The sequence below is a fragment of the Paenibacillus silviterrae genome (assembly GCF_030167925.1).
GTDB classification, from domain to species: Bacteria; Bacillota; Bacilli; order Paenibacillales; family NBRC-103111; genus Paenibacillus_G; species Paenibacillus_G silviterrae.
This window is the reverse complement of the sequence record NZ_JASKUT010000002.1, coordinates 1864001-1888259: the sequence shown is the minus strand read 5'-3', so window position 1 is coordinate 1888259 and position 24259 is coordinate 1864001. Positions and strand designations below refer to the sequence as shown.

Sequence of the window (24259 nt, the reverse complement as noted above, 5' to 3'; positions counted from 1 at the left end):
ATACGTCATAGACAACCATGCTTCTGCTTAAGTACTGTGTTGGTAGCCTCTCCCTTAGCTTGAAAGAGCCCCTGAGGGAGGCCCGGCATAACTGGATGAAATCGAGGTGCATTGGGTTGAAAACCGTTGTCATCATAGGCGGGGGTATTACCGGCTTGTCCGCTGCCTACTATTTGCAAAAAGCGATTCGGGAAGGCAAGGGCAAAGCTAACATCATCGTAGTGGAAGCTGAAGCTACGCTAGGCGGTAAAATCAAAACGACATACGAGGACGGCTTCATTATGGAAACAGGCGCCGATTCCATCGTGGCCCGCAAGCAGAATGTAGCCCCTTTTCTCGAAGAGCTGGGTCTGCAGGATGCAGTTGTTTATAATGCAACAGGAAAATCCTTTCTCTATATGGATAACGAGCTGAAGCAAATACCGGATGATACGGTTTTTGGAATTCCGCTCAGCTTGGAGTCACTGGCCAAGAGTCATTTGATATCCGCCGAGGGCAAGGTTGAAGCATTGAAGGATTTCTACACACCGAATGAAACGTTCACGAAGACGGATTCGATCGGTCATTTCCTGACCGCTTTCCTAGGGAAGGAGCTTGTTGAGAGGCAGATTGCTCCAGTCATTTCCGGTGTGTATTCAGGGAATCTGAACGACCTGACACTCGCCTCGACCATGCCATACCTGCTGGATTATAAAAATAAATACGGCAGTATCATTCAGGGCTTCTCCGAGAACAGGAAGCAATATCAGGGGAATGGGGACAAAAAGTTTCTTTCCTTCGAAGGCGGGGTTTCCTCGCTCATCGATGTCATGGAGCAAAAGCTGGAGGACGTAGAGATCATTAAGGGCATGAAAGCGGAGCGTTTGGAGAGGCTCGGTGAACGATATCGCATTACCCTGGCCGACTCCCGGGTGATAGAGACCGATTATGTCGTTCTCAGCACGCAGCATAATGCAGCTCAAGCCTTACTGCAATCGGAGGAGCTGGAAGAGGATTTCAACCAGCTGACGAACAGCTCTCTTATATCCGTATATCTCGGATTCGACGTTTCCGACAGTCTGCTTCCGAAGGACGGAACAGGCTTCATCGTAGCTCAAGGGGACGATCTCATCTGCAATGCCTGCACTTGGACAAGCCGCAAATGGGAACACACCTCGAGAGAACATCGTTTGCTCGTACGCTTGTTCTACAAGAGCTCCAATCCTCATTATGAGCGCTTGCTGAAGCTTACGGAGGAAGAGCTTGTCGAGGTAGCGCTTAGCGATATCTTCAAGAGCTTGGGAATCCAGGAGAAGCCGGTCACGTTTCGGGTAACGCCATGGCATGAAACGATGCCGAATTACCACATACGGCATTCTCAGACCGTTCAATCGTTAGTGCAGAAGCTGGGGCAGAGCGACCCAAACATTCTCCTGGCCGGGTGCTCCTATTACGGCGTCGGTATTCCAGACTGCATTGCGAATGGGGAGAAGACGGCGCAAATCCTTGCGGAACGGATGCTGTCCCATAAGTCGGTGAAAATATAACCTTCTTATCGTTGGTCGCTCGCGCTGAAGCTATTTTCCCACTGACTCGCAGATGAGTCCTATTTTCAAGGAACCAACAGAAGAAAGGGGTGCCTCTTAAGTAGAATTTCTACTTATGGGACAGCCCCTTTTTTAGTTGATTAAGTGAATTATTAACGTTGTGAATACTTCACTTCATAGAGCTAATCATCAATAAAGATCGTGCTTAAATCAATTGCGAAATCATCAAATAAGCTCAATGGGATGATATCTGATCGGAAATATTGCCCCGTTCTTTCATAAGAGTTATTGTGAAGTCGAAATGACTCTATAAACTCATGGTAAGGGTCAACAATCCAATATTCCTTTACACCGGCTTTGGCATAAGTATTAAATTTAAGAACCCGGTCTGTTTTCGTTGTAGAAGGGGACAGCACCTCCATCACCATATCGGGCACCCCGACAATCCGCTTTTCTTTGATTTTGTTCGAGTCGCAGACAACCAGCAAATCCGGCTGAAGCCAGTCCATTATTTCCGTTTCCTTGGTTTCATCCGTGGCGAACAAGCAGACATCGATCGGAGAAATGAAAGCTCGGCAGGCTTTCCCCTTAAGAAAAGCTCTGAACTCCGTGTAAATACCTCCAAGTATATCTTGATGCCTTGGAGTGGGAGATGGTGTCATATTAATAATTTCGCCGTTTAAGACCTCGCAAGGCAAGCCCTCATCCCAAGTCAGGTAATCCGCATAGGTTACAGGTGTTTTTTTATCAGGCAACCCCATTGTCGATCCCTCCGTTCGAATGGATGCTTCCTACTAGCAGTATATCATCACTATGCCTCGCATCCAAATAACAACACAGCGGCGCACTCACCTGTTAGCGGCCTTCCCCGAATGTTGGAATCGAAGAAATACATGCAGCACCCGCTTCATCAAAATACCGATCAGCAGATATCCGGGAATAGAGTAGTAATGCTGCCAAACAATAGGGAAGTACACCCTCAACCAAACGGCAATAGGCTCGAAAACAAAGCTAAAGAGAAATGACATGATCAGGATGGCGAGGATGAAGGTGCTCCATCTTACGGCGTATTGGTAGATCAGCATATAGATTACGGTCATTATGATGTCCACACAAACATTTCTAGGTCCCCAGGGCAGCACCATCGTCGGGTAATCCCAAAGCTGCAGCTCGCCTCCGATCATATCGAGCAGCATGATGAGGGTCAGCGCCAAGGAGCCGAACAGGCTAATCTCCAACAGCCGCTTGCGGTCAACAAGCTTTATCCATAGCAGAAAGGCCCCGGCTGTAGAAATCAACAAAAACCACCAGGAATAGGAGAAGACGGTATGGCTGGTCCAATAACTTATTCGTACCTCGTTCAAGTGCATGGCCGCCTCATGAACGTCGTCAAACTGCACCCTGTTACCCACTCATCCTGCCTCCAATCTATCAATGGATTCCTGTATTATTTTCCAAATTGATGCAAATTATGTGGAATGCGGAAGCCTGTCCGAAAGTCAAGTCCGGATGATGAAAAAAAGCTATGCAACTTCAATGGATCATGGCATTATGATTCCAGAACAGATTGCTTACTTCACACAAATCAGAGGAACAAATGGTGCAGCTTTAGGGAAACGGAAAGCTGTTCAACAGCTTGATCTCACTGACCAGGCTGAAGAACCGCAGGGGTGGAGACGATGGAACCAGTCGACTTCTTACTATCCCGGGGCTGCAGACTGATGCAGCTATTAGTACGGAAAGCCGATGAAGCCGGAAGAAATCGTAGCTTGGGTTTCCCGGGACCGCCCCGGGCAAGGAATTGAATTGGAACCGCCGCATGACACTGTCGGCGGTCTTTCTGTAACCACATGTCAATTATTTCTGTCTATCTTTTGTTTTTGGAATCGATTATAGTAAGGAACGAAATCGTTGATAGACAGGTGAGGTGTTCATTATGATGAAGGGATTTGGTTCTTTTCTAGAGCAATTAAGAGGAAGTCGGTCACTTAGAGAAGCGGCGAAGCTGAGCGGCTTATCCCATGCATACATAAGAGATCTGGAGCTCGAAAAGAATCGCTCTACGAATGAGAGGATCATTCCGTCGCCGGATACATTGAAGAAGCTGTCCGTGGCCTATAACTATCCCTATAAGGACCTGATGACGATGGCAGGACATTTATATCAAGAACAAGACACAGAACAACAGGTCGATTTCACAGAGGTCCTATATGCCAAAATTATGACGGATCATGTCCAGTTCCACTTGGGTTCTCCCGGGCAGCAGTTCAACATGCATTGTGATTTGCCCCGTTTCCATGAACTGCTCAAGGAATTCGAGGCGCATTCGTTTAAGCGTCTGGATACGGAGCTATTCGTGAATATCGGGCGAATCCGGGCGGTGGATTGGAAGGCCGGCACCGTTCATTTCGAGCCTAACATCAGCTTGAGAGTATCTCCGCTTCGCCTAAACAAGCATCAAAGCCTCATTCTCAGAAGCATCGCGGAACATAACGGGACAACGCTCGAATACAATGTAGACAAGAAGAACAGTTTGAAGTCCGCCATTCAATCAATATTTACGCCATCGGATTAACTAGAAAGAGGTGCGGTATGTCGGCTGGTACGGTGCTTGGGTTAAGCATTCAATATCTCATCCTCTGGCTGAGTGTATTTCTGTTCTCCTTTACACTCTTCCGGTTCAAGCTTAGGGACAACGTTTCGAGAATAGCGGTTTCCGTATTGATCATGACCCAAGTCTCGCTGCTGCTGCAACTTCAAACATTTACACAGGCATTAGTTCCCATCGGACAGCCGATTGCGCTGGTCTGTACGCTGGTTTTCATTTTCCGAATTCCATGGCTGTATGCCATGATGATGACGGTGGTTCCGTATTCGATGCTCAGCGTGGCCGAATTCCTATCCAACTATATCATGCTGGAGTATTCGCTTAAAAAAGTCATGGATCGGTTGAACCAAACGCCCGGCGTGCCCGAGTTTGCTGTCCTGATCGTCTTGATGAATATGCTGACCTTCCTTATCTATAAAAGCAATGTCGGATTTACCTTTATTTCCAGGAGATTTCAGCGTAAGTCCCATGATGATCTAAGGGTGGTGGTGTTCGCCATTGTCGGATTGCTGCTTGCGGCAGGAGTAGGACTGCTCTATCCTTGGCTATTCCTGATGGGGTCAATCGGTGCCCTGGCCATCACCGGCTATTTGATTTATTTGTCGTACCATAAGGAGATCATGGAGAATTAGTGAGAGCACCAACATCATCGTACATAATAAAGCCTCCAGCCCCCACAGCCCGAGCTCTGGAGGTAGAGGCTATTGTGTTTATTTGCCGGCAATCCAGGATTGGATTTCACTACGGATTCGCTCACGTGCCTCATCCACCAGCCTGAAATCGGTCGCCTTTACATAAATGGCTTCCAATTGATCCCGCAGTGATTTGGCGTGGGCCAGGTGGGCGGTGCCTTCCTTCATTTTCGCTGCGTACCGCGCCTGAATGTCCGCGATCTCCGCGGCGTACTTCTCATCAGTGCCCGGTGTTATGCAGCGTGAGTACATATCCACGATTTCGTCCGACTCCCGCTCCGGGAAATACTCATGAGGCGCGGTGCTATCAAACATGGCTACACCGAGCTCCCTCACGATAATCATGTCCAGACTGTTCGGGTCAAACCCGCAGTGATATATTTCCACATCCAGACCGCGTTCTTCCGCAATAGCCGCAAGCTTCTTCAGCATCGTCGATTTACCGGAGCCGGGGCGCCCCTTAATGAAATAGCGTTTGGCCACATCTTCCGTCAAATTCGGAACGAAGTCTACTGCACCTTCAGGGGTAGCGGCTCCCAAGAAACGGTGGCTCACAGCCGCAGCTTTTCCTGTGGAAGGGACCGAACCAAACAGCCTGCCCGTGTATTCCTCCGTCACTTCATTAGCCGCGTCAAAATCCATACAGCCTATATAAATCGCTTCCCACTCGTCATGAATACGAAGCGCTTCCTTATATGTCGCGTAGGCTGCCTCGTAAGCCGCCTTAATGCTCCGGTTCAGCTCGATGATGACTGCTTTGCGCTCCGCCAGCTGTGCTACATCCCATGCTTGACCCAGGTCAACATATTGCTCCACGGCACCCGGGACTTCAGGCTCGATCACATGCGGCGCAGTGCCGTCCACGATGCCCAGCCCAAGCTTCGGAACGATGACGCCATCAAGGGAACGGTTATCCGATGCGCAGTGGATGAAGCGAATGTCGTACCCCTGCTCGGCAAGCTCGTTGCCGATGGTGCGGATGAGGGTTGATTTGCCGGAGCCGGGGCCGCCTTTCAAGATATAAACCCGCTCCAGTCCTTGCAGAGAGGACTCGAATAAATTGGCGAAGCCTCTAGCCGTGTTACCGCCTGCATAATAGTTTTTTACATTTCCCGCCATGCAGTTCACCTTCCTGTGCTAATGTCTCGATTGCCTAGAGTCATTATATTCTGGGCTCCCGGAAGTGTGCAGGGGCAGCACCTTTTCTCTGACACGGTATACCTAATTATGGTAATATGTAATCAGATGGATTGAGTCCGGCAGGATTCATAAGGGAGTGAATCGGATTGATGATGCTTGCACCGTATTGGTGGCAGCTAGCTTTGCTGGTTGTGTGCAGTTACTTGGTCGGCAATTTTTGTGCCGCCATTTTTATTTCTGCAAGGTTTGCCCATAGGGACATTCGAGAACTTGGAAGCAAGAACCCCGGCACGACGAATATGACCCGGGTTTTTGGCTTGAAATTCGGTGCCGCTACCTTGCTTATCGATTTTCTGAAAGGACTTCTTTGTGTGCTGACAGGCAAAATCGTATTTACATCCATAGGCGGATCCGAGGTCGGGATGCTCGCCGCGTATGCAGCGGGACTGGCTGTCATCCTCGGACATAATTATCCGTTATTGCTACGCTTTCGAGGCGGTAAAGGCTTCGCTACAGGCATCGGAGTGTTTCTAGTCGTCAATCCTTTGTTTACGCTGCTGCTGCTGTTCGCAGGCGTCATTCTGCTCCTGCTTGTCGATCGGATGTCCGTGTTCGCATTGACCTTTTTCACCATAGAAGCACTGTATTACCTTCTTATTTACGGGAACGACCGGGCGACCCTGTTCGCCTGCGGGTACTTGGGCTTAGCGGTTATCGCGCATTGGCCTAACATCCTCCGCTTGGCACAGGGGGAAGAGAAGCCGTTAGGGCTTATGAAGCTTATTAAGGTTAGTAAATAAAAAAAAGGTTCTGCTTCCGTTATGTCGGCAGCTGAACCCTTTTTTTGCTTTCTACGGCTTTGTTGGAAAAGGCTGCGTGTACGAAGGTTCTTCAGCAGCCTCCATATTACTTGGTTCTTCCTGCACCCATGGCGGCATATAATACATGCTAAATTCGTGTGGATAGTAGTAAACATAGTCGTCGGACCGCTCGCTGATGAAGAAGCTCTTCAAACCGGACCTGATTCGAGAGAACATGCAATCTGCCCCTTACTGTAAGTTTTGGGGTAGTATGCGCCGGAAGGGGGAGAGTTATACATTTTTGATAAAAAAATGATACCGTTACGGATGTCCGGGGTCGCTTGAGACCCAACATACCCTCGAAAGGAAGATGCAAATCTTGGAGCGATTACAGTCATTACCCGAGCTATTCATCCTGCAGAACGGAGAACCTGTAACGGGAAGGGATTCGTGGGAAGGACAGCGGCGTCCGCAGCTGTTGGATCTTTTCCGCGAGCATGTGTATGGCCAGGAGCCGGTACAGAGACCGGAAACACTCCGCTTCTCCGTTGAAGCTAAGCATCGTATGATGGACGGCACCGCATTCCGCAAGCAAGTGAGGATCTCCTATGAGGGTCCGGGCGGACAAGGGAGCTTCATGCTCAACTTATTTGTCCCCACTCAATCGGAGAAGCCGGTACCGGCTTTCTTGCTGATCAATAACCGTGGTCTGAAGGCTGCGGATCCCGAGCGCTTAGTGAACCATTCGTTCTGGCCGGCGGAGCGAATCGTTGCACGAGGTTATGCCGCCGCTGTACTCCAGTTGAGTGAAATCGATCCGGATCAGCACGATGATTTCCGTAATGGAGTTCACGGTATCTTCGATCCGCCCGAAAGAAAGCGGCCTCCCAACGCTTGGGGTACCATTGCCGCATGGGCTTGGGGGGCTTGCCGGGCGATGGATTACTTCGAGACGGATACGGATATTGACTCTGCCCGAGTAGCCGTCGTCGGACATTCTCGCGGTGGCAAGACGGCTTTATGGGCAGGAGCCATAGACCCACGCTTTGCCATGGTCGTCAGCAATAATTCCGGCTGCACGGGTGCCGCCGTCACACGCGGTAAGAAGGGCGAGACCGTTAGGGATATTAACAAGTCGTTTCCTCACTGGTTCAACGAAAACTACAAATCCTACAACGGCAAAGAAGAACTGCTTCCGGTAGATCAGCACATGCTGCTTGCTCTGATAGCTCCCCGGCTGCTATATGTCTCCAGTGCAACAGATGATGAATGGGCTGACCCTGCTTCAGAGTTTCTATCCGTCGTCCTGGCTGCACCAGCCTACCATTTCTACGCCGTCAAGGGTGTCGAGTGTGACCGATTTCCAGAACCGGACACACCTGTACATGGGGATCGTATCGGCTATCACTTGCGTACAGGCAAGCATGATATGGTGGACTACGATTGGGAGCAGTTTATGGATTTTGCGGATGAGCGGATGAAATAACCATTAAAAGGCCATTCTTCCTCCAGGAAGCGTGGCCTTTTCGTTTTCCCATCCGCTGGATCAGGAGGGGCATGGTTATTCAAATATGCTTTTTTATGGAATGATGAGCATCTCTGGCATATCTCGCTCATTTGTGACTGTTTAGACTCATTTTTCATTCAGAAAGCGCTTTACAAACTACAATAAATCAAATATAATCATAATCAACAACAAACAATCATGAATGAGCGTAAGATATCTGATTAAATAAGGGGGGGAGTTCCCTTTGCTGTTTGAAGAAGAGCGCCAGCAGAAGATCGCCGATTATGTTCAATTGAAAGCAAGAGCTTCCGTTCAGGAGCTGGCACAGCAATTCCAGGTGTCCGAATCGACGGTGCGCCGTGATTTGAAGATTCTAGAGGAGGCGAAGCAGCTGCGCCGTACACATGGCGGTGCGGTTATGCTGGTTAGCGATAATGCGGAGCCTACCTTTATGGAGAAGGAGGACCGGTTCCGCGCACAGAAGGAGGCTATCGCCAAAGCTGCCGTATCTTTTGTTGAGGAAGGGGATACGCTGGTGCTTGATTCCGGAACGACGACTTATTATTTGTCCAAGGAGCTGAAGGCATTCAAGCAATTGACCGTCGTGACCAATTCGATCATGGTGGCGCAGGAGCTATCAAGCCATACCGGAATCGAGCTCGTTCTGACAGGAGGCACATTCCGTCATGAAACGTTAGCGATGGTTGGTCCCTTAACGGAAAGGGCGCTCGGTTCCGTCTATGTGGATAAAGCTTTTCTGGCGATCAACGGTGTGGATTCTTCAGTCGGACTAACAACACCCAACCTTCTGGAGGCTTCCGCGAAGAAAAGCATGATTCGATCTGCTAAGCAGGTGATTCTGCTGGCTGATCACAGCAAGTTCGGCAAGGTCTCCTTCGCCAAGGTGGCTGAGCTTTCGGAAATCGATCAAATCTTAACCGACGATGGAATTACAGATAAAGCGGTGAAAGAAATGCTGGCCGCCGGCATTAAGGTAACGGTGGTTTGAGAGGAAGGTGGATTTCATGAACTCCGCAGTAGTTACTATCACGTTAAATCCGGCCTTGGACAAAACCGTCACATTGGACGAATTCCAATTCGGCGGTCTGAATCGAATCACGGACTGGCGTATGGACCCTGGCGGTAAAGGAATCAATGTGGCGAAGGTATTGAAGCATTTTGCCGTTGAGGTTACCTGCTCGGGCTTTACGGCCGGGCATCAAGGGCAAGTGCTCAGCGAGAAGCTGCAGGAACTCGGGATTCCTCACCGGTTTACGGAGACGGAAGGGGAAACAAGGATCAACCTGAAGGTCTATGAGGAACGAAGCAATATCACGACGGAGCTGAATGAGCCTGGCTTTACTGTTACAGCGGCATCGCTTGAAGCTTTTTTGATAAATTATCGTGAGGCGGTGCAGGGCGCAGCGGTTGTCGTTCTTGGGGGGAGCCTACCTCCCGGGGCGCCAGCCGATCTGTACAAGACCTTAACCGAGCTGGCGAATGCGGCGGGAGTCCGAACCGTGCTCGATGCGGACGGAGAGGCTTTCGTGCACGGCATAGAGGCCGTTCCTTTCGCCATCAAGCCGAACATTCACGAGCTGGAGTCGTTGTTTCAGGAAACCTTCACGACGGATGAGGATATCATCGCCGCAGCAAGAAGGCTGACGGAAAAAGGGATTGCTTTGGTTGCTGTCTCTTTAGGCGGCGACGGCTCTATCCTGGTCACTAAGGATGAAGCCATTCGGGCTAAACCGTTCCCGATTACGCCTATGAGCACCGTAGGAGCGGGCGATTCCATGGTAGCCGCGATGATTTACTGTATGCTGCATGGCAAAACCCTGGAGGAAACGGCCCGTTGGACATCCGCCGCGGGTACGGTGACCGCCTCCAAGCCGGGGACGCAGGTATGTACGCTTCCTGAGGTCGAGGAGAAGCTGAGCAGTGTCACGATTTGGAAGCCTTAAATGAATGACATCTTGGAAAACGGAGGCACACTATGAAAAAAATTCTTGCGGTAACCGCTTGTCCGACCGGGGTAGCGCATACCTATATGGCTGCAGAGTCCTTGTCCAGGACAGCGAAAGAGAAGCAAATCCCGATCAAGGTCGAAACCCGGGGCGCTGTCGGTGTGGAGAACGAGTTGACCCCTGAAGAAATTGCCGAGGCACACGCCATTATCGTTGCAGCGGATACGGATGTGCTTGAATCCCGCTTCGCAGGGAAGCCGGTAGTGAAGGTTCCTGTCGCACAAGCCATTAAGAATCCTGCAGGGCTTCTGGAAGAAGCGCTGAACAAGGAAGCGGCAAGCGTGTCCGAAGACTTCGCGAAGAAGGTCGAGGAATCCAAGTCTAAACGCAGTGCAGGACGCACAGGCGCCTATAAACACCTGATGACAGGTGTTTCGAATATGCTCCCGCTCGTAGTTGCCGGCGGTCTTCTGATTGCATTATCGTTTGTCTTCGGTATTGAAGCCTTCAAGCAAGAGGGGACTCTCGCCGCCGCCTTGATGAATATCGGTGGGGGCGCTGCATTTGCGCTGATGGTACCAATTCTTGCCGGATTTATCGCCTTCTCCATTGCGGAGAAGCCGGGTCTCGCTCCGGGCTTGGTAGGAGGCATGCTGGCAACCCAGACGGGGGCCGGCTTCCTAGGAGGCATCATCGCGGGCTTCCTTGCCGGCTACGTGGCCAAATGGCTGAAGGATTATATTAAGCTTCCTAGAAACCTGGAAGGCTTGAAGCCGATTCTGATTATCCCTCTCCTGGCAACCGGCATCACTGGACTTCTGATGATTTACGTTATCGGCACACCGGTGAAAGCGATCATGGACGCATTAACACTGTGGCTGAAATCGCTCGGTTCCACAAATGCCGTGCTTCTCGGCTTGCTGCTCGGGGCGATGATGGCGTTCGATATGGGGGGGCCGCTCAATAAAGCCGCTTATACCTTTGCCATTGGTCTCCTCGCCAGCAACATCTACGGTCCGATGGCTGCAGTTATGGCAGCGGGAATGACCCCGCCGCTCGGCTTATGGCTCGCAACCCTGATCGGTCCGAAGAAATTCACTAAGGAAGAACGCGACGCAGGGAAAGCAGCCTCCGTCTTGGGTATCTCCTTCATTACCGAAGGAGCCATCCCGTTCGCGGCGAGCGATCCGCTTCGAGTCATCCCTTCGATCGTAGCGGGCTCTGCGCTGACCGGCGCATTATCCATGTTCTTCGGTGCTACGCTTCGCGCGCCTCACGGCGGTATCTTCGTGCTTCTGATTCCGAATGCAGTCACACAGCTCTTGTTCTATGTCATCTCTATCGCGGCGGGTATGCTGCTGACAGCTCTGCTGCTGAACATCTTGAAGAAGCCGATCCAAGAATCATAACAACTTCAAAGGGGCGGCCTGCCCCTATCTATAGGAGGACGAAACGATGAACGTTCAAGCATTGCTTCATGACCAAAGCATTATGATCCCGCTGGAAACGACCGATAAGGAAAGCTGCATTCGCACCATGATTGACGGACTGAATGCGGCGGGCTGTATTACCGATAAGAATGCTTATTTGGACGCGGTACTGAAGCGGGAGGAGACCGGCTCCACAGGAATCGGCTTCGGCGTAGCTATCCCCCACGGCAAATCCGGCGGGGTAGCGAAGCCGGGCTTGGCCTTCGCCAAGCTCGCACAGCCGCTCGATTGGAACTCCCTTGACGGCAACCCGGTATCGATCGTTTTCATGATCGCGGTTCCGGAAGCGGCTGCCGGCAACGAGCACCTGCAAATTTTGATTGCCCTGTCCCGCAAGCTGATTGACGAAGGCTTCCGGAAGCAATTGCTTGAAGTGACGGAGCCTCAGCAGCTGAAGGCTATTCTTGAATCGATCTAATAGGAGATGACCTCAATGTTAACGAAAGATGTTACGATCCGGAACGAGTCCGGTTTTCATATTCGCCCTGCCCAGCTTTTTACGGAAAAGGCGGCTGAGTTTCAATCCAGTGTCGGCGTGAAATTTCATAACGGAACCGATCTGACGGAAATTGACGGCAAAAGTATTCTGGGCCTGATGACCTTGGGCTTGGAGAAAGGCTCCGTCATTACCATCACTACAGACGGACCAGATGCCGGGCAGGCTATGGATGCCTTGGTGGAGCTGGTAGAAAGCGGCTTCGGCGAGTAAACGGCAGCTTTGCTTTAAATGGCAGGACAGGAGGAGAGAACCATGGTGAAAACAGAGCGAGAGCTGACAGGGCTTGGGGTTTCTCCCGGAGTAAGGATCGGGAAGGCCTTCGTCTATAACCCGGTTCGAATGAACGGAGTAGAGAAAAAAACAGCCGACAACCCTTCCCAGGAAATCGAACGGCTTCGGCAAGCGAAAGCCAAGTGCCAGGAGGAGCTGCAGGCTCTGATCGCACATACCCAGAACACGCTGGGGGAAGAGAAGGCCGTAATCCTGAAGGGACAGATCAGCTTCCTGCAGGATCCGACCTTCTATCCACCGATGGAGAAGCGGATCGAGAAGGAGCAATGTACGGCGGAATCGGCCGTGTATGAAGTCGTGAACCAAATCGCCGGTTTATTCGAGAAAATGGCGAATGAGTATATGAGAGAACGCGCAGCGGATGTCCGGGATGTAGGCAACCGGCTGTATGCGCTCCTATCCGGTGCTGAGGGGAACCAGCTCTCGGATATCCAAGAGCAGGTGATTCTCGTCGCGGACGATCTGACCCCCTCGGATACGGTTCAATTGAATAAAAACCTCGTGTTGGGCTTTGTCACCAAAATTGGGGGCAAAACCTCGCATACGGCCATCCTAGCGAATTCCCTGGGCATTGCCGCCATCCTTGGGCTGGGCGACGGAATCGAGCATATTGGCCATGGAGATCCGCTTATTATTGACGGCTCCACCGGGCAATGCCTTGTGAATCCGACTCCAGAGACGAAGGAAGCTTACGAGGGACGAATAGAGCGGGAGGAAGCGGAACGGACTTTGCTTGCGGCCTATGCCCGGCGTGAAGCCGTTACCCTGGATGGGTTCCGTATCGAGCTGGCCGCGAACATCGGAACGGTGGAAGAAGCCTCTTCCCTGCTAAGCCAAGGGGCGGAAGCAGTCGGGCTGTACCGTACGGAGTTCTTATTCATGGAGCAGTCCCGTATGCCTGATGAGGAAACGCAGTATCGCGCTTATAAGGCCGTAGCCGAGGCTATGCAGGGCCGTCCTGTCGTCATCCGCACATTGGATATCGGTGGGGACAAGGAGCTCCCTTATTTGGATCTGCCGAAGGAAATGAACCCGTTTCTCGGCTATCGTGCCATCCGTTTGTGCCTGGACCGCAAGGAGCTGCTGCTTACCCAGCTGCGAGCCATCCTGAGAGCGGGAGTCCATGGCACGGTGAAGATCATGTTCCCGATGATTTCCGGACTCCAGGAATGGCGTCATGCCAAGTCCGTGTATGAAGAAGCGCGTGAACAGCTTATCTCCGAGGGTACGCCAATTGCGGCTAATGTTGAGCTCGGCATAATGGTAGAGATTCCTTCCGCCGCTCTGCTGGCCTCGAGCTTTGCCAAGGAAGTTGACTTCTTTAGCATCGGGACCAACGATCTCGTGCAGTATACGGTCGCCGTAGACCGGATGAACGAGAAGGTATCTTATTTGTACGATTACTTTCATCCTGCCGTCATTCGTTTAATCAAGAATGTCATTGACGCATCGAACCTCCATGGCAAATGGACGGGGATGTGCGGCAGTATGGCGGGAGACCCGATGGCGGCGCCGCTGCTTCTTGGACTCGGGCTGCATGAATGGAGCATGTCGGCTTCCTCTTTATCCAAAGTGAAGAAGGTCGTCACCGGCCTGGAGAAGATAGCCTGCACGGAGCTCGCTGAACGGATCCTGGAGCTGGATACCGCAGAAGAGGTACGGCAGACGCTGGAGGCCTTCCATCAATCCTTGGCCGCTGCACAAGGGTAAATCGAAAAACTGACAGCCTAAGTCCCTGATTCATAAAGACTTAGGCTGTTTTATTTTTCCTAGGGGCGTCTATATTGTCTTTCGTGTGGGAAACCGCTAGAATAATAGAAAGAGGAAGGCACGGAGGTGGTATCTGAAGATGAGCAAGAAGCTGATGACAGCTCTCGATGAAGCATCATTGCCCATTTATGCCAATACATACGGCTCGTCTCTGCCGGAAGGCATTATTAACGATCTGGTCGATCGCATGATTGCCGAGAAAATTCATAAATTTTTGAACTTCAGCTCTGCTGAACTGGATAAAGCATACGTTATTATCGGTCGGGACATCAACTCCTTACGGGAAACTCAGCTGAAGGCCCGGCAGCAGGGGGCGGATCTGGACCAAGAGGAGCTGTATGAGCTTACCAATCTCAATCTGAAGATGAAGATCCTGGAGGCAGCTATAGCCAGCAGGAAGGAAGCGCGGGCCAAGAAGGGGGAGCATCCGATCCTTCATAAGCACGTTGATTTCCCCGTCTTCAGTGTGGATAAGCCTAAGAAAGCTACGCTGGAAAAAATGCAAAAGCGCAGCGGCATCATCATGGAGAAACGAGACGGGGGATATCGTCAGCTTTACTTCATGAATGCCAACGGAACTCTGCTCACCGATTACGACCACAAGGTGTTCTCTTCCTTATGCAAGGTGTGTGTGGATAAAGGAACGCCCAAGGAGCTTCGTGTGGAGATCCGCGAGATTGTGGAAGAGATGAAGATTGCCAATCCCGGCGGAGGCGACTATCAGAGCGTGCGGGACAGCCTCCTGGATATTTATAATACTTCGCTGGTATTTGAGGATGCGATCTCCGACTTTGATGAGGACGCTTCGTTCGAGTATCATCGTATCTTTCAGTCCTTCTCGGCCAAAGGGAAGAAGTTTTCCAGCTTTACGATTCTTCTGCAGGATTACATCCATCAAGCGCTTCAGAACGGAGAATTCTTCAATATCAATATGCACTTGATGAATGACCTGTCCCTGGATGTGGCGAAGAGCTTGTACAAGTTTATCCTGAATGAGTACAGCAAGGAAGAGAAAGAAATCTACCAGATCGAGTTCAAGAGATTGCATAGTCACCTTGATAAAGACCGGAATAATGCAAACCGTGCCCATATTGCGATCAAAAAAGGGTTTCAGGAGCTGTTGGAGTCCGGAATCATAGCCAGCTGGGAGGACGTGCGCATCGGAACGGGCAATTGGATGTATTACGTCAGACCTAACAATTTGCAGCTGCAGTACGCCGCAAAAAGTGTCGCTGTCGCCGAAAAAACGGATGCCATTCAACAGGTGTTATTCACATAAATGAAAAAAAAAGTAGGATCTATCCACAGAGGATAGATCCTTTTTTTGTGTTATACAATATCCTACGTCGTTTTGTACATTAGCCGACGGATTTTTTATACAACATACGACGAAAATTCATTCAACAGATGACGTTTTATACAATACACGACGACGTTTCAGTACAATATAGGACGATTCGAATATTTTTTTTCGTTATCCACAAAAAATTTTGTGCACAAGTACAACATACTACGACACCTTATACAACACACGACGAAAAAACCATACAACACAAGACATTATTCCCATCATCATAAAACGATTTATACAATACACGACGAATTATACAACGTACGACGAATGATCTATACAATAAACAACGGATTATACAACAGATGACGAAGAACTCATACAACAAATTACGTATAATTCATACAACATATCCGAATTGCGCCATGATTCATTTAGTGTTAATGTCGAATTTGTAGGAAACTTGTACCAAGCAAAAAACCTCCCTTGCAGGGGAGGCTCAGCAGTAAAGTCGCCAAACTTTACTGTGCCGATCCAAGCGCCAACTTGGATCTGATTTTGAATTATTCTCGAGTCCCTTTTTGAACCGGCCAGCTTCCTGTTACCAGCAGGAGGCCGCCTTTTGCAAGCCTTCACGCGCAAAAAATTGCGATGTGACAGGTCTGCTTTGGTTTACCCAAAAAAAGGGCGCTGTTCTTATTATATAGAATTTTTCGTTTCTAGTAAAGGAAATTATATCAAGAGAGGAGGATCGATCCGTGGGTGAGTCCAGAAGAAGAACCGAACAGAGCTGCTACTTGCGTTTGAACAATCGGCAGCCGGGCAGCACGTACCCCGTTTCGGTCGATCATTCCTTTCTATCAGATATATTCCAGCTGGAGAAATCTTATGCTTCCGACTCTGTTTTTTTATTCCGCAAGCATAGTCATCCTCTACGCAAATTTCATGTGACGGCTACTACCCTGCGCCTGGTGATGACGATCTCGCGGCGCTTCAATACCGAAGGAACACTGGTCGGGTGCCCTGTGCACCGGCTATACAAGCTCATGCTGGACGAATACGAGCAGGGCTGCAGCAAGGAGCAATTTTATGCCGAAATCCATAAATTCATTGAGCTCGGCCTGCTCTCCGTCTCCACGAACGGCATCGTCGAAGAGTGGAAGCTGGAGTCGTATAAGCGCGATAGCGGCCGCTTTATCCTATTCCACCCTGTCGTATTCTCGCAGCAGTTTACGGGCCTGCCTGTGGCCGCCCAGAAGCTGTACCTGTACATAGTAAGCCGGAACGGCAATCGGGTCAAATCGGAGTTTAAAGAATATCTGGGACGCGATTCCTGGATCTATACCTTAACACATAAATCCCGTCCTGCCCAGATCAAGGAGCTATTGGATTCCCTCTCTTCCATCCAAATCCACGGCGAGCGTCTTTTTCTCCACTGTTCGGTTGAGAAGGATAGCCTTGGCCGCTGGTCTCTTCGCTGTGCGCTGAATCCTTATTTCCTTGTACGGCATGTAGCCGGGGCACAATACCGCATGATCCCTCAGGCCAAAATCCCTTACTCCAAAACAGTCGCACGGCTTCGTCAGTTAGTCCATTATCATAAGCTGGGGCATATCGAGCAAGTGCAGCATGGCGGTTTCTTCCTTAAGCTTGCCCAGCTGCTGCATAACAAAAGCCTGCGTACCCTGCGCTTTGCCGTTTCACGCATTCGGGACTTTATCCTTCGCTACGGCTTGACGGACGGAGTGGATCTGGTCAGCATGCTCCGAGCCGAGCTGGAGGATCAAGCGTTCGTCGCTTATATGGAGGTGCTGCAGCATACCGGAGCTTATCGTTATCTCGGTATGGCAGAGAACGAGGAAGGCGTAGAAACCTACGCCGAAGCCAGACCTCTCCAGTTTTTCCGTTCCATTAAGGACAAGCTGTCCCTGGCCGAACTGAAACGGTTGTGTAATAAGGCGGTTCCCGTGATCCGTCACCGTTACGGGGAGAAAATCGACTGCGATACCTTCTACTTGGAAGATCTCCTGCTAGAACTATATTAGAGGGTTCGTTCCCAAGCAACCAAATAACCCCCCTGCAGTGCAGCGGGGTTATTTGTCGTGTGCGGAAACAGGGTTACGATAAAGAGAGGCCCTTCCTCACGTTCCAACGAGTCTTCGAACCCCCACGCCAACGCAGCATCGGTTATTTATTCAGACATAAGAAGCAGATTATCCCCAATAACGACCTATACTTCATTCCTAATGAGTAACACAAATTCTAAATTATTCACACGTTTCTCAGAACGTCTAAAAATTGTACACAAGAGCGGCGTCGAGTCTAAATAATTGTTCACAGGCAAACCCAAAGTCCTTATATCAAAGGCATGTCCGATTGTTGATAACTAGTCTAGAAGATACTAATTTATAAGGTACTCATTATTAATAGATATATTATGGAGTATTGCCTTCGGCAGCTCTTTTCATACCTGATATTTTCACTGATATGTTACAGATATACTGATATAATGTGATATAGAATCATAGAAAATAGAAGCGAATGATGTTGTCAAGTGCTTGCTTTACAAAATATTAACGAAACATTCATTGAATATGTCAGTGACATTTTGTAAGCTCAATTCAGATCACAATCCACTGTGATTTTTAAAAGAACGAGGGATAACCGCAAATGAGGAACCTACAAGTATCGAAAAAACCGAATCAACAGCTCTATCTGCAAATTGCCGAGAAGGTCATCGGTATCATCCAGAGCCGCAGGCTCCAGCCGCACGATCCTGTTCCTTCGGAGGGAGAGCTGGCGAAGCTGTTCGGCGTAAGCCGGATGACGAGCAAGCTGGCGCTGGAACGGCTGGCCGAGCAGGGGCTCGTATACCGCTTGCCAAGAAGGGGAACCTTCCTGTCCGCACAGCATGGTGAGGTGGCAGCCAAGGATGCCATAGAAGCGATTCGTGAGCCGGCGCCTGTAGAAGAGAAACAAAGCAAGCAGATCGCGCTTGTCGTGCCTCATCTGTCCGATTACACTTCCAAAATTATTGCGGCAGCCGAAAAGGAAGTACGCAAGCACGATTGTGATCTGATTCTGAAAATCAGTAAGGATAAGGAAGACGAGGATCGCTGCCTGCAGAAGCTGGTTGACAACGGCACGGACGGTATCATCCTGTTCCCGCAGGGCCGCAAAACCTGCAGCGACCAAGTGCTAAGGTTGAAGCTGCAGCAGTTTCCGATTGTCATCATCGACCGGATTTTCCGGGAAGTGCAAATCGATTGCGTGTACCACGACCATTTTATGGGCTCCTACCAGATGACCAAACATTTGATCGAGCAAGGCCATCGTGAAATCGGTTACACCTCGAACCCGATCGACAATATAACTAGCAGAGAGGAGCGGTATCAAGGATATATTCAGGCGCTGCTTGATCATAAGATTCCCGTTAAGGTGCAGTACATTCATTTCAGAAGCGTGCTGTGTGATCCCAGCCGAATCAACGAAAGCGATCCGGAGCAGGAACGGTTTCTCTCCGAGAATCCGCAGATGACGGCGGTTATGGGCGGCGACGATTATGTGGCGATATCCACCTTATACACAGCCTTGCGCATGGGAATCTCAATTCCTGACAAGCTGTCCATCGTCGGCTTCTCCGATATCCATTTGTCAGCCTTAACCCCGATTCCGCTGACGACGGTCAGACAGGATACCGAGCAGCTGGCCCAATCGGCATTTAATCTGCTGATGAAGCGGGTTAACCATTCGAATGAGAAGCCCATCACGATTAAAATACAAACAAGCATCGTAAAGAGAACGTCTGTTCTTCATCGCGAGCAGGAGGAGATACTGTGAAGATTCATTTTCTAGGAACCGCAGCAGCAGAAGGGTTTCCGAATGCGTTTTGCCGCTGCGAGCCTTGTCTTAAAGCACGGGAGCTGGGAGGAAAAAACATCCGTACGCGCAGCTCGGCCATTATTGACGATGTGATCAAGTTCGATTATTCGCCGGACTCCTACATGCAGGCGCTTCGCGATAACATCGATTTCGGGGCGATCGAGCACCTGCTGGTTACCCATACGCACTCCGATCATTTTAACGCGTATGATTTGGAATGCCGCAGAGTTGGAATCGCTCACAATCTGGAGCATCCGATGCATATTTACGGGAACGATGCCGTCATGCATCATACACGTACCGCCATCGGCCGATTTGTCGGAGAACGGTATGCCTTTCATCTGTTGCGCCCCTTCGAGACCATAACGGTCGGTGATGCACTGGTTACCCCGCTGCTGGCGGATCATGACAAGATGGAAACCTGCTTGCTTTATGTGATCGAGAAGGGAGGCAAGAAGCTGCTGTACGGTCATGACTCCGGCTGGTTTCCGGAAGCGACATGGGAGTGGTTACAGGGGAAGCAGCTGGATGGCGCGATACTCGACTGCACCCATGGGTATACGGGAAAATCCCGGGACCGCAATCATATGTGCATTGAGACGATCCTGGAAGCCCAGCGCGAGTTTCAGAAGGAAAGCATCCTGAAGGAGAACGGGCTGATTATCGCTACACATTTCAGCCATAATTCCAAGCTGCTACACGAGGAGTTCCAGGCTATATTCCAACCTGCAGGAATCGTGGTCGCCTATGACGGATTGATTGTCCATATTTAGATTTACGCTGTTCCTTAAGCGGTGCCATGGTTTTTATATTCAATCAACCTATATCCCAAAAGGAGTGTTTCATCCATGATGAAAAAATTAGTAAGCACCTCTTTGATCTCGATTCTGTGTCTTGCGGTAACAGCCTGCGGCGGCAATACAGGGTCAGCCCCTGCTGCGAACTCGCCTTCCGCCACTGCGCCTGCAGCGAACGAACCGGTGAAGAATGAAAAGCTGATCGTGTACACGAACGCGAATTCCGACGGTCGCGGCGAATGGTTAGTCGAGAAGGCAAAGGCCTCCGGCTTCGAAATCGAGCTGGTTGGAGCAGGCGGCGCCAATCTGACAAATCGATTGATTGCGGAGAAGAACAATCCGATTGCAGACGTGGTGTTCGGCTTGAACAACATGCTGTATGAGAACCTGAAGAAGGAAAACGTTCTGACCAAGTATGTACCGAAGTGGGCTGGAGAGGTGGAACCTGGCCTCAACGATCCGGAGGGCTTCTATCACGGCTTGGTGAAGCAGGCGATTCTGCTGGGTTATAATCCCAAAAACTATACAGCCGAAACGGCGCCGAAGGATTGGACGGATCTCTACAAAAACCCGGCGTTCAAGGGCAAGTATGAAGCGCCTACGCTGCTTGGACAAATTACGCCGCAGCTTGTCGTGGCAGGCATTTTGACAAGACACAAGGATCCGCAGGGCGAGCTTGGCATTTCCAAGGAAGGCTGGAATGAAGTGAAGCAGCTGTTCGATAACGGTGTCAGAGCAGTAGAAGGGGAAGACTTCTATGCAAACCTGGCGAGCGGTAAAACACCGCTGGGCGCTGTAGTTTCCGGTACTCTCGGCAAGAAGGAAGAGCAATATAAGGTGAAGGCAGGCATCGTCAGCCCGCAAATCGGAGTACCAATGATTGTAGAACACGCCGCGATTGTTAATGGTACGAAGAAGAAGGCAACGGCGGAGCGGTTCGTCGAGTGGATGGGAACGGCTGACGTTCAAGGAGAATTTGCAGCCAAGTTCAATGCGATGCCGGCCAATACCAAAGCTGCCGCCAAAGCCAATGATGCTGTAAAGGCATTGTATGCGAACCTGAAGGCGCAGCCGCTGGATTGGGGCTTCATTGCAGCTAACATTGGCAAATGGGTAGAGAAAATCGAATTGCAGATCATGAAGTAGAGGTAGCTATGATAACTTTTCGTGATATTCAAATAAAGTTCGGTCAATTTCACGCGATCAAAAATCTCAATCTGGACATCAAGGAAGGCGAGTTCTTCACCTTCCTTGGCCCGTCCGGGTGCGGGAAAACAACGATTCTCCGCAGCCTGGTCGGTTTTATTCAGCCGACAAGCGGTCAGATTCTGCTGGGCGACCGGGATATTACTAATGTGCCTATCGAAAAAAGAGATATCAGCATGGTGTTTCAAAGCTATGCACTCTTCCCGACCATGAATGTGTACGAGAATATCGCGTTCGGGATGAGAGTTAAGAAGGCGTCCAAGGAAGAGGTAGACCGGGAAGTGCGCGACATTGCGCGGAAGGTCGATCTGAAGGAAGAGCAGCTTGTGAAGAAGGTGTCGGAGCTGTCCGGCGGTCAGCAGCAGCGTGTAGCCATTGCCAGAGCGCTTGTCTTGAAGCCGAGCATTCTAGCCCTGGATGAGCCCTTGTCCAACCTGGATGCGAAGCTGAGAGTACAGCTGCGCAACGAGCTGAAGAACCTTCAGAAGAAGTTCGGCATAACGACGATCTACGTCACCCATGACCAAGAGGAGGCGCTGACCTTATCGGACCGGATCGCCGTATTTAATCAGGGAATCGTTGAGCAGGTCGGCACGCCGCAAGAGGTCTACAATCAATCCAAGACGGAATTCGTATGCAATTTCATTGGCGACATTAACCAAATCGATCCTCGGATCATTCAGAACAGCGACTTGAAGGAATGGATCAGACCGGGGAAGATTGCCTACATCCGCAACGAAAAAGTAAGCTTGCTGCCCCTTCCGGGGAAAGACGCCGTCCAGCTCAAGGGGACTATCGTGGACCAGGAGTTTTACGGCTTATACAGCAAGTATGTCATCGAAGTCGCCGGCGGAGGCCTGCTCAAGACCATTGAGAAGGAAACCGGGCTGGCCCATCATCAAGTCGGGGATGAAATTACGATGTATGTTCATGCCGGCGATATTTTGCAGTATTAGTGGAAGGAGGATGTGTGGTGAACGCAGCAAAAATCAAAAACAGCCTGGCCTCCCTAAATCCGACCACACTGATTTTCTACGGACTGATTGCCTGGTTTGTCATTGCTTTCCTGATCTATCCGAATATCAATATTTATTATGAAATCTTCTTTAAAGGCGGGAAATTCTCCTTCGAGGCGGCGGAGAAGCTGCTGTCATCCGAACGTGCCATGAGAAGCTTGTATAACAGCTTTATTCTGGCCGTATCACTTGTTTTTACGGTTAACCTTGTCGGGGTTACTTTGGTGCTGATCTCCGAGTATTTCGATATCAAGGGGGCCGGCGTACTCCGACTCGGCTATTTTACTACGCTGATCTATAGCGGTGTCGTGCTGGTGTCAGGTTATAAATTCGTTTACGGTGAAAACGGATTCATGACCAAGCTCCTTTCCGGCTTGTTTCCAGCCTTTGATGCGACATGGTTTCACGGCTACTGGGCGGTACTCTTCGTGATGACCTTCGCCTGTACCTCCAACCACGTCTTGTTTCTAAGCAATGCCATACGCAAAATCGATTATCAAACGGTCGAAGCGGCCAAAAATATGGGGGCCTCGACCTTCTACATCCTTTGGCGAGTTGTGCTTCCGGTCTTGAAGCCTACGATGTTCGCGCTTACGATTTTGATCTTTCTTACAGGTCTAGCCGCTACCTCGGCTCCGTTGATTCTGGGAGGCACCGAGTTTCAAACGATCACACCGATGATTCTCACCTTCTCGAACAGCGTATCCTCGAGAGATTTGGCGGCACTGCTGGCGCTCATCCTAGGTCTGGCAACGCTGATTTTGCTCAGCATCATGATCCGTTTCGAGCGGAAGGGCAACTTCATGTCCGTTTCCAAAGTCAAATCGGAGCTGGTCAAACAGAAGATCAACAATAAGGCGGCCAATATCGCCGCACACGTGCTGGCTTACTTCTTATTTCTGCTGTATATCATACCGGTCGTTCTGATTGTGGTCTTTTCCTTTACGGATGCTCACAGCATATCCACGGCCACGCTGCATTGGAGCAGCTTCTCCTTGAACAATTATATTCAAGTATTCTCCAACATGTCTGCGTTCAAGCCATACCTCGTGAGCATAGTGTATGCTGCAGCGGCTTCAGTAGCTGTGGTGGCTTTGGCCTTGGCGGCGTCACGAATTTTGCATAAGTTTAAGAACAAGTGGACGACGGCTCTGGAATATGCGCTGCTCATTCCATGGATGCTGCCTTCGACGCTCATTGCCATCGGGCTTATCGTGACGTTTAACTCGCCGAGACTGGTTATCGGGAACTCGATCTTGGTAGGGACGGTCTGGATGCTGTTCATCGCGTATGTCATTGTGCACATACCTTTCACCCTCCGAATGGTGAAAGCTTCCTTCTTCAGCCTGGACCATAATCTTGAGGATGCAGCGAAAAATTTGGGCGCCAAGCCTTTCTATACGTTCCGGAAGGTGCTGCTGCCCATCATCCTACCATCCACGCTGGCCGTACTTGCCTTGAATTTTAACGGGATCCTAGCGGATTACGATCTTACCGTATTCCTTTATCATCCTTTGTATCAGCCTCTCGGCATCGTGATCAAGAACAGTACGGATGCACAGGCGCTGGCGGATACCAAGGCGTTAACGTTGGTTTACTCCGTCATCTTGATGATCATGTCTACCCTTACGTTGTATTTTGTTTATGGAAGAAAAAGCAAATCCTAGCATCATAATCAACCGACAAGAGGCTGCAATCGTCTAAACCGATGAACGGCCTCTTTGGGCTAGGCTGTTTCTCCTTGACAGGTAGAAATTATTGTGGTTATCATAGACAC

Annotated in this window: 22 protein-coding genes; 19 read left to right on the top strand and 3 right to left on the bottom strand. The window is 50.2% G+C overall.

The window, feature by feature from the left end; genetic code table 11:
- Positions 1-116 precede the first annotated feature (116 nt).
- Entirely contained in the window at positions 117-1526 is a 1410-nt protein-coding gene (locus QMO62_RS31230) for a protoporphyrinogen oxidase (RefSeq protein WP_284646746.1), read from the top strand.
- Between the two features lie 182 nt (positions 1527-1708).
- On the opposite strand, the gene QMO62_RS31225 is transcribed toward QMO62_RS31230, so the two are convergent.
- On the bottom strand, positions 1709-2287 hold the full coding sequence (locus tag QMO62_RS31225) for a Uma2 family endonuclease (RefSeq protein ID WP_284646370.1): 579 nt from the start codon (positions 2285-2287) through the stop codon (positions 1709-1711).
- Between the two features lie 87 nt (positions 2288-2374).
- Positions 2375-2938: a CBO0543 family protein gene (locus tag QMO62_RS31220; RefSeq protein ID WP_284646369.1), complete on the bottom strand. Its 564-nt coding sequence runs from the start codon at positions 2936-2938 to the stop codon at positions 2375-2377.
- 97 nt (positions 2939-3035) lie between these two features.
- On the opposite strand from QMO62_RS31220, the gene QMO62_RS31215 reads away from it, so the two are divergent.
- The 3 genes from QMO62_RS31215 to QMO62_RS31205 all read left to right on the top strand — a co-directional run bounded on the left by QMO62_RS31215 (position 3036) and on the right by QMO62_RS31205 (position 4766).
- The gene (locus tag QMO62_RS31215) at positions 3036-3248 is read left to right on the top strand and encodes a hypothetical protein (RefSeq protein WP_284646368.1); all 213 of its coding nucleotides are present in this window, start codon (positions 3036-3038) and stop codon (positions 3246-3248) included.
- A gap of 214 nt (positions 3249-3462) precedes the next feature.
- Positions 3463-4101, top strand: a complete 639-nt coding sequence (locus QMO62_RS31210) for a helix-turn-helix domain-containing protein (RefSeq protein WP_284646367.1) — start codon at positions 3463-3465, stop codon at positions 4099-4101.
- 17 nt (positions 4102-4118) lie between these two features.
- Positions 4119-4766, top strand: coding sequence for a hypothetical protein (locus QMO62_RS31205; RefSeq protein ID WP_284646366.1), 648 nt, complete (start codon positions 4119-4121; stop codon positions 4764-4766).
- A gap of 78 nt (positions 4767-4844) precedes the next feature.
- Here the strand turns inward: QMO62_RS31205 and QMO62_RS31200 are convergent, their stop codons facing one another.
- Positions 4845-5945 carry a PRK06851 family protein gene (locus QMO62_RS31200; RefSeq protein ID WP_284646365.1) on the bottom strand — a complete coding sequence of 367 codons (1101 nt, stop codon included), beginning with the start codon at positions 5943-5945 and terminating at the stop codon, positions 4845-4847.
- A 170-nt stretch (positions 5946-6115) separates the two neighbouring features.
- On the opposite strand from QMO62_RS31200, the gene QMO62_RS31195 reads away from it, so the two are divergent.
- The 15 genes from QMO62_RS31195 to QMO62_RS31125 all read left to right on the top strand — a co-directional run bounded on the left by QMO62_RS31195 (position 6116) and on the right by QMO62_RS31125 (position 24149).
- Positions 6116-6766, top strand: coding sequence for a glycerol-3-phosphate acyltransferase (locus QMO62_RS31195; RefSeq protein ID WP_284646364.1), 651 nt, complete (start codon positions 6116-6118; stop codon positions 6764-6766).
- A gap of 370 nt (positions 6767-7136) precedes the next feature.
- The gene (locus QMO62_RS31190; RefSeq protein ID WP_284646362.1) at positions 7137-8252 is read left to right on the top strand and encodes a dienelactone hydrolase family protein; all 1116 of its coding nucleotides are present in this window, start codon (positions 7137-7139) and stop codon (positions 8250-8252) included.
- A 265-nt stretch (positions 8253-8517) separates the two neighbouring features.
- Positions 8518-9282, top strand: a complete 765-nt coding sequence (locus QMO62_RS31185) for a DeoR/GlpR family DNA-binding transcription regulator (RefSeq protein WP_284646360.1) — start codon at positions 8518-8520, stop codon at positions 9280-9282.
- A 16-nt stretch (positions 9283-9298) separates the two neighbouring features.
- The gene (pfkB, locus tag QMO62_RS31180; RefSeq protein WP_284646359.1) at positions 9299-10237 is read left to right on the top strand and encodes a 1-phosphofructokinase; all 939 of its coding nucleotides are present in this window, start codon (positions 9299-9301) and stop codon (positions 10235-10237) included.
- 32 nt (positions 10238-10269) lie between these two features.
- Entirely contained in the window at positions 10270-11649 is a 1380-nt protein-coding gene (locus tag QMO62_RS31175) for a fructose-specific PTS transporter subunit EIIC (protein WP_284646358.1), read from the top strand.
- A 46-nt stretch (positions 11650-11695) separates the two neighbouring features.
- The gene (locus tag QMO62_RS31170; RefSeq protein WP_284646356.1) at positions 11696-12148 is read left to right on the top strand and encodes a PTS sugar transporter subunit IIA; all 453 of its coding nucleotides are present in this window, start codon (positions 11696-11698) and stop codon (positions 12146-12148) included.
- A 15-nt stretch (positions 12149-12163) separates the two neighbouring features.
- The gene (locus tag QMO62_RS31165; protein ID WP_284646355.1) at positions 12164-12439 is read left to right on the top strand and encodes an HPr family phosphocarrier protein; all 276 of its coding nucleotides are present in this window, start codon (positions 12164-12166) and stop codon (positions 12437-12439) included.
- Between the two features lie 42 nt (positions 12440-12481).
- Positions 12482-14230: a phosphoenolpyruvate--protein phosphotransferase gene (gene ptsP / locus QMO62_RS31160; RefSeq protein WP_284646354.1), complete on the top strand. Its 1749-nt coding sequence runs from the start codon at positions 12482-12484 to the stop codon at positions 14228-14230.
- 139 nt (positions 14231-14369) lie between these two features.
- Positions 14370-15569, top strand: a complete 1200-nt coding sequence (locus QMO62_RS31155; RefSeq protein ID WP_284646352.1) for a hypothetical protein — start codon at positions 14370-14372, stop codon at positions 15567-15569.
- A 770-nt stretch (positions 15570-16339) separates the two neighbouring features.
- A complete protein-coding gene (locus QMO62_RS31150; protein WP_284646351.1) occupies positions 16340-17626 on the top strand; it encodes a hypothetical protein in 1287 nt (428 codons plus the stop codon).
- A gap of 625 nt (positions 17627-18251) precedes the next feature.
- A complete protein-coding gene (locus QMO62_RS31145; protein WP_284646350.1) occupies positions 18252-19421 on the top strand; it encodes a GntR family transcriptional regulator in 1170 nt (389 codons plus the stop codon).
- Complete coding sequence (locus tag QMO62_RS31140; protein ID WP_284646349.1) at positions 19418-20236, top strand: MBL fold metallo-hydrolase; 819 nt, start codon at positions 19418-19420, stop codon at positions 20234-20236. The genes QMO62_RS31145 and QMO62_RS31140 overlap by 4 nt, the downstream gene beginning before the upstream one ends.
- A gap of 75 nt (positions 20237-20311) precedes the next feature.
- Positions 20312-21406 (top strand): extracellular solute-binding protein, encoded by a 1095-nt coding sequence (locus QMO62_RS31135; RefSeq protein WP_284646348.1) that lies wholly within the window; start codon positions 20312-20314, stop codon positions 21404-21406.
- 8 nt (positions 21407-21414) lie between these two features.
- On the top strand, positions 21415-22422 hold the full coding sequence (locus tag QMO62_RS31130) for an ABC transporter ATP-binding protein (protein ID WP_284646346.1): 1008 nt from the start codon (positions 21415-21417) through the stop codon (positions 22420-22422).
- Between the two features lie 17 nt (positions 22423-22439).
- Entirely contained in the window at positions 22440-24149 is a 1710-nt protein-coding gene (locus QMO62_RS31125) for an ABC transporter permease (protein WP_284646345.1), read from the top strand.
- Positions 24150-24259: the final 110 nt, after the last annotated feature.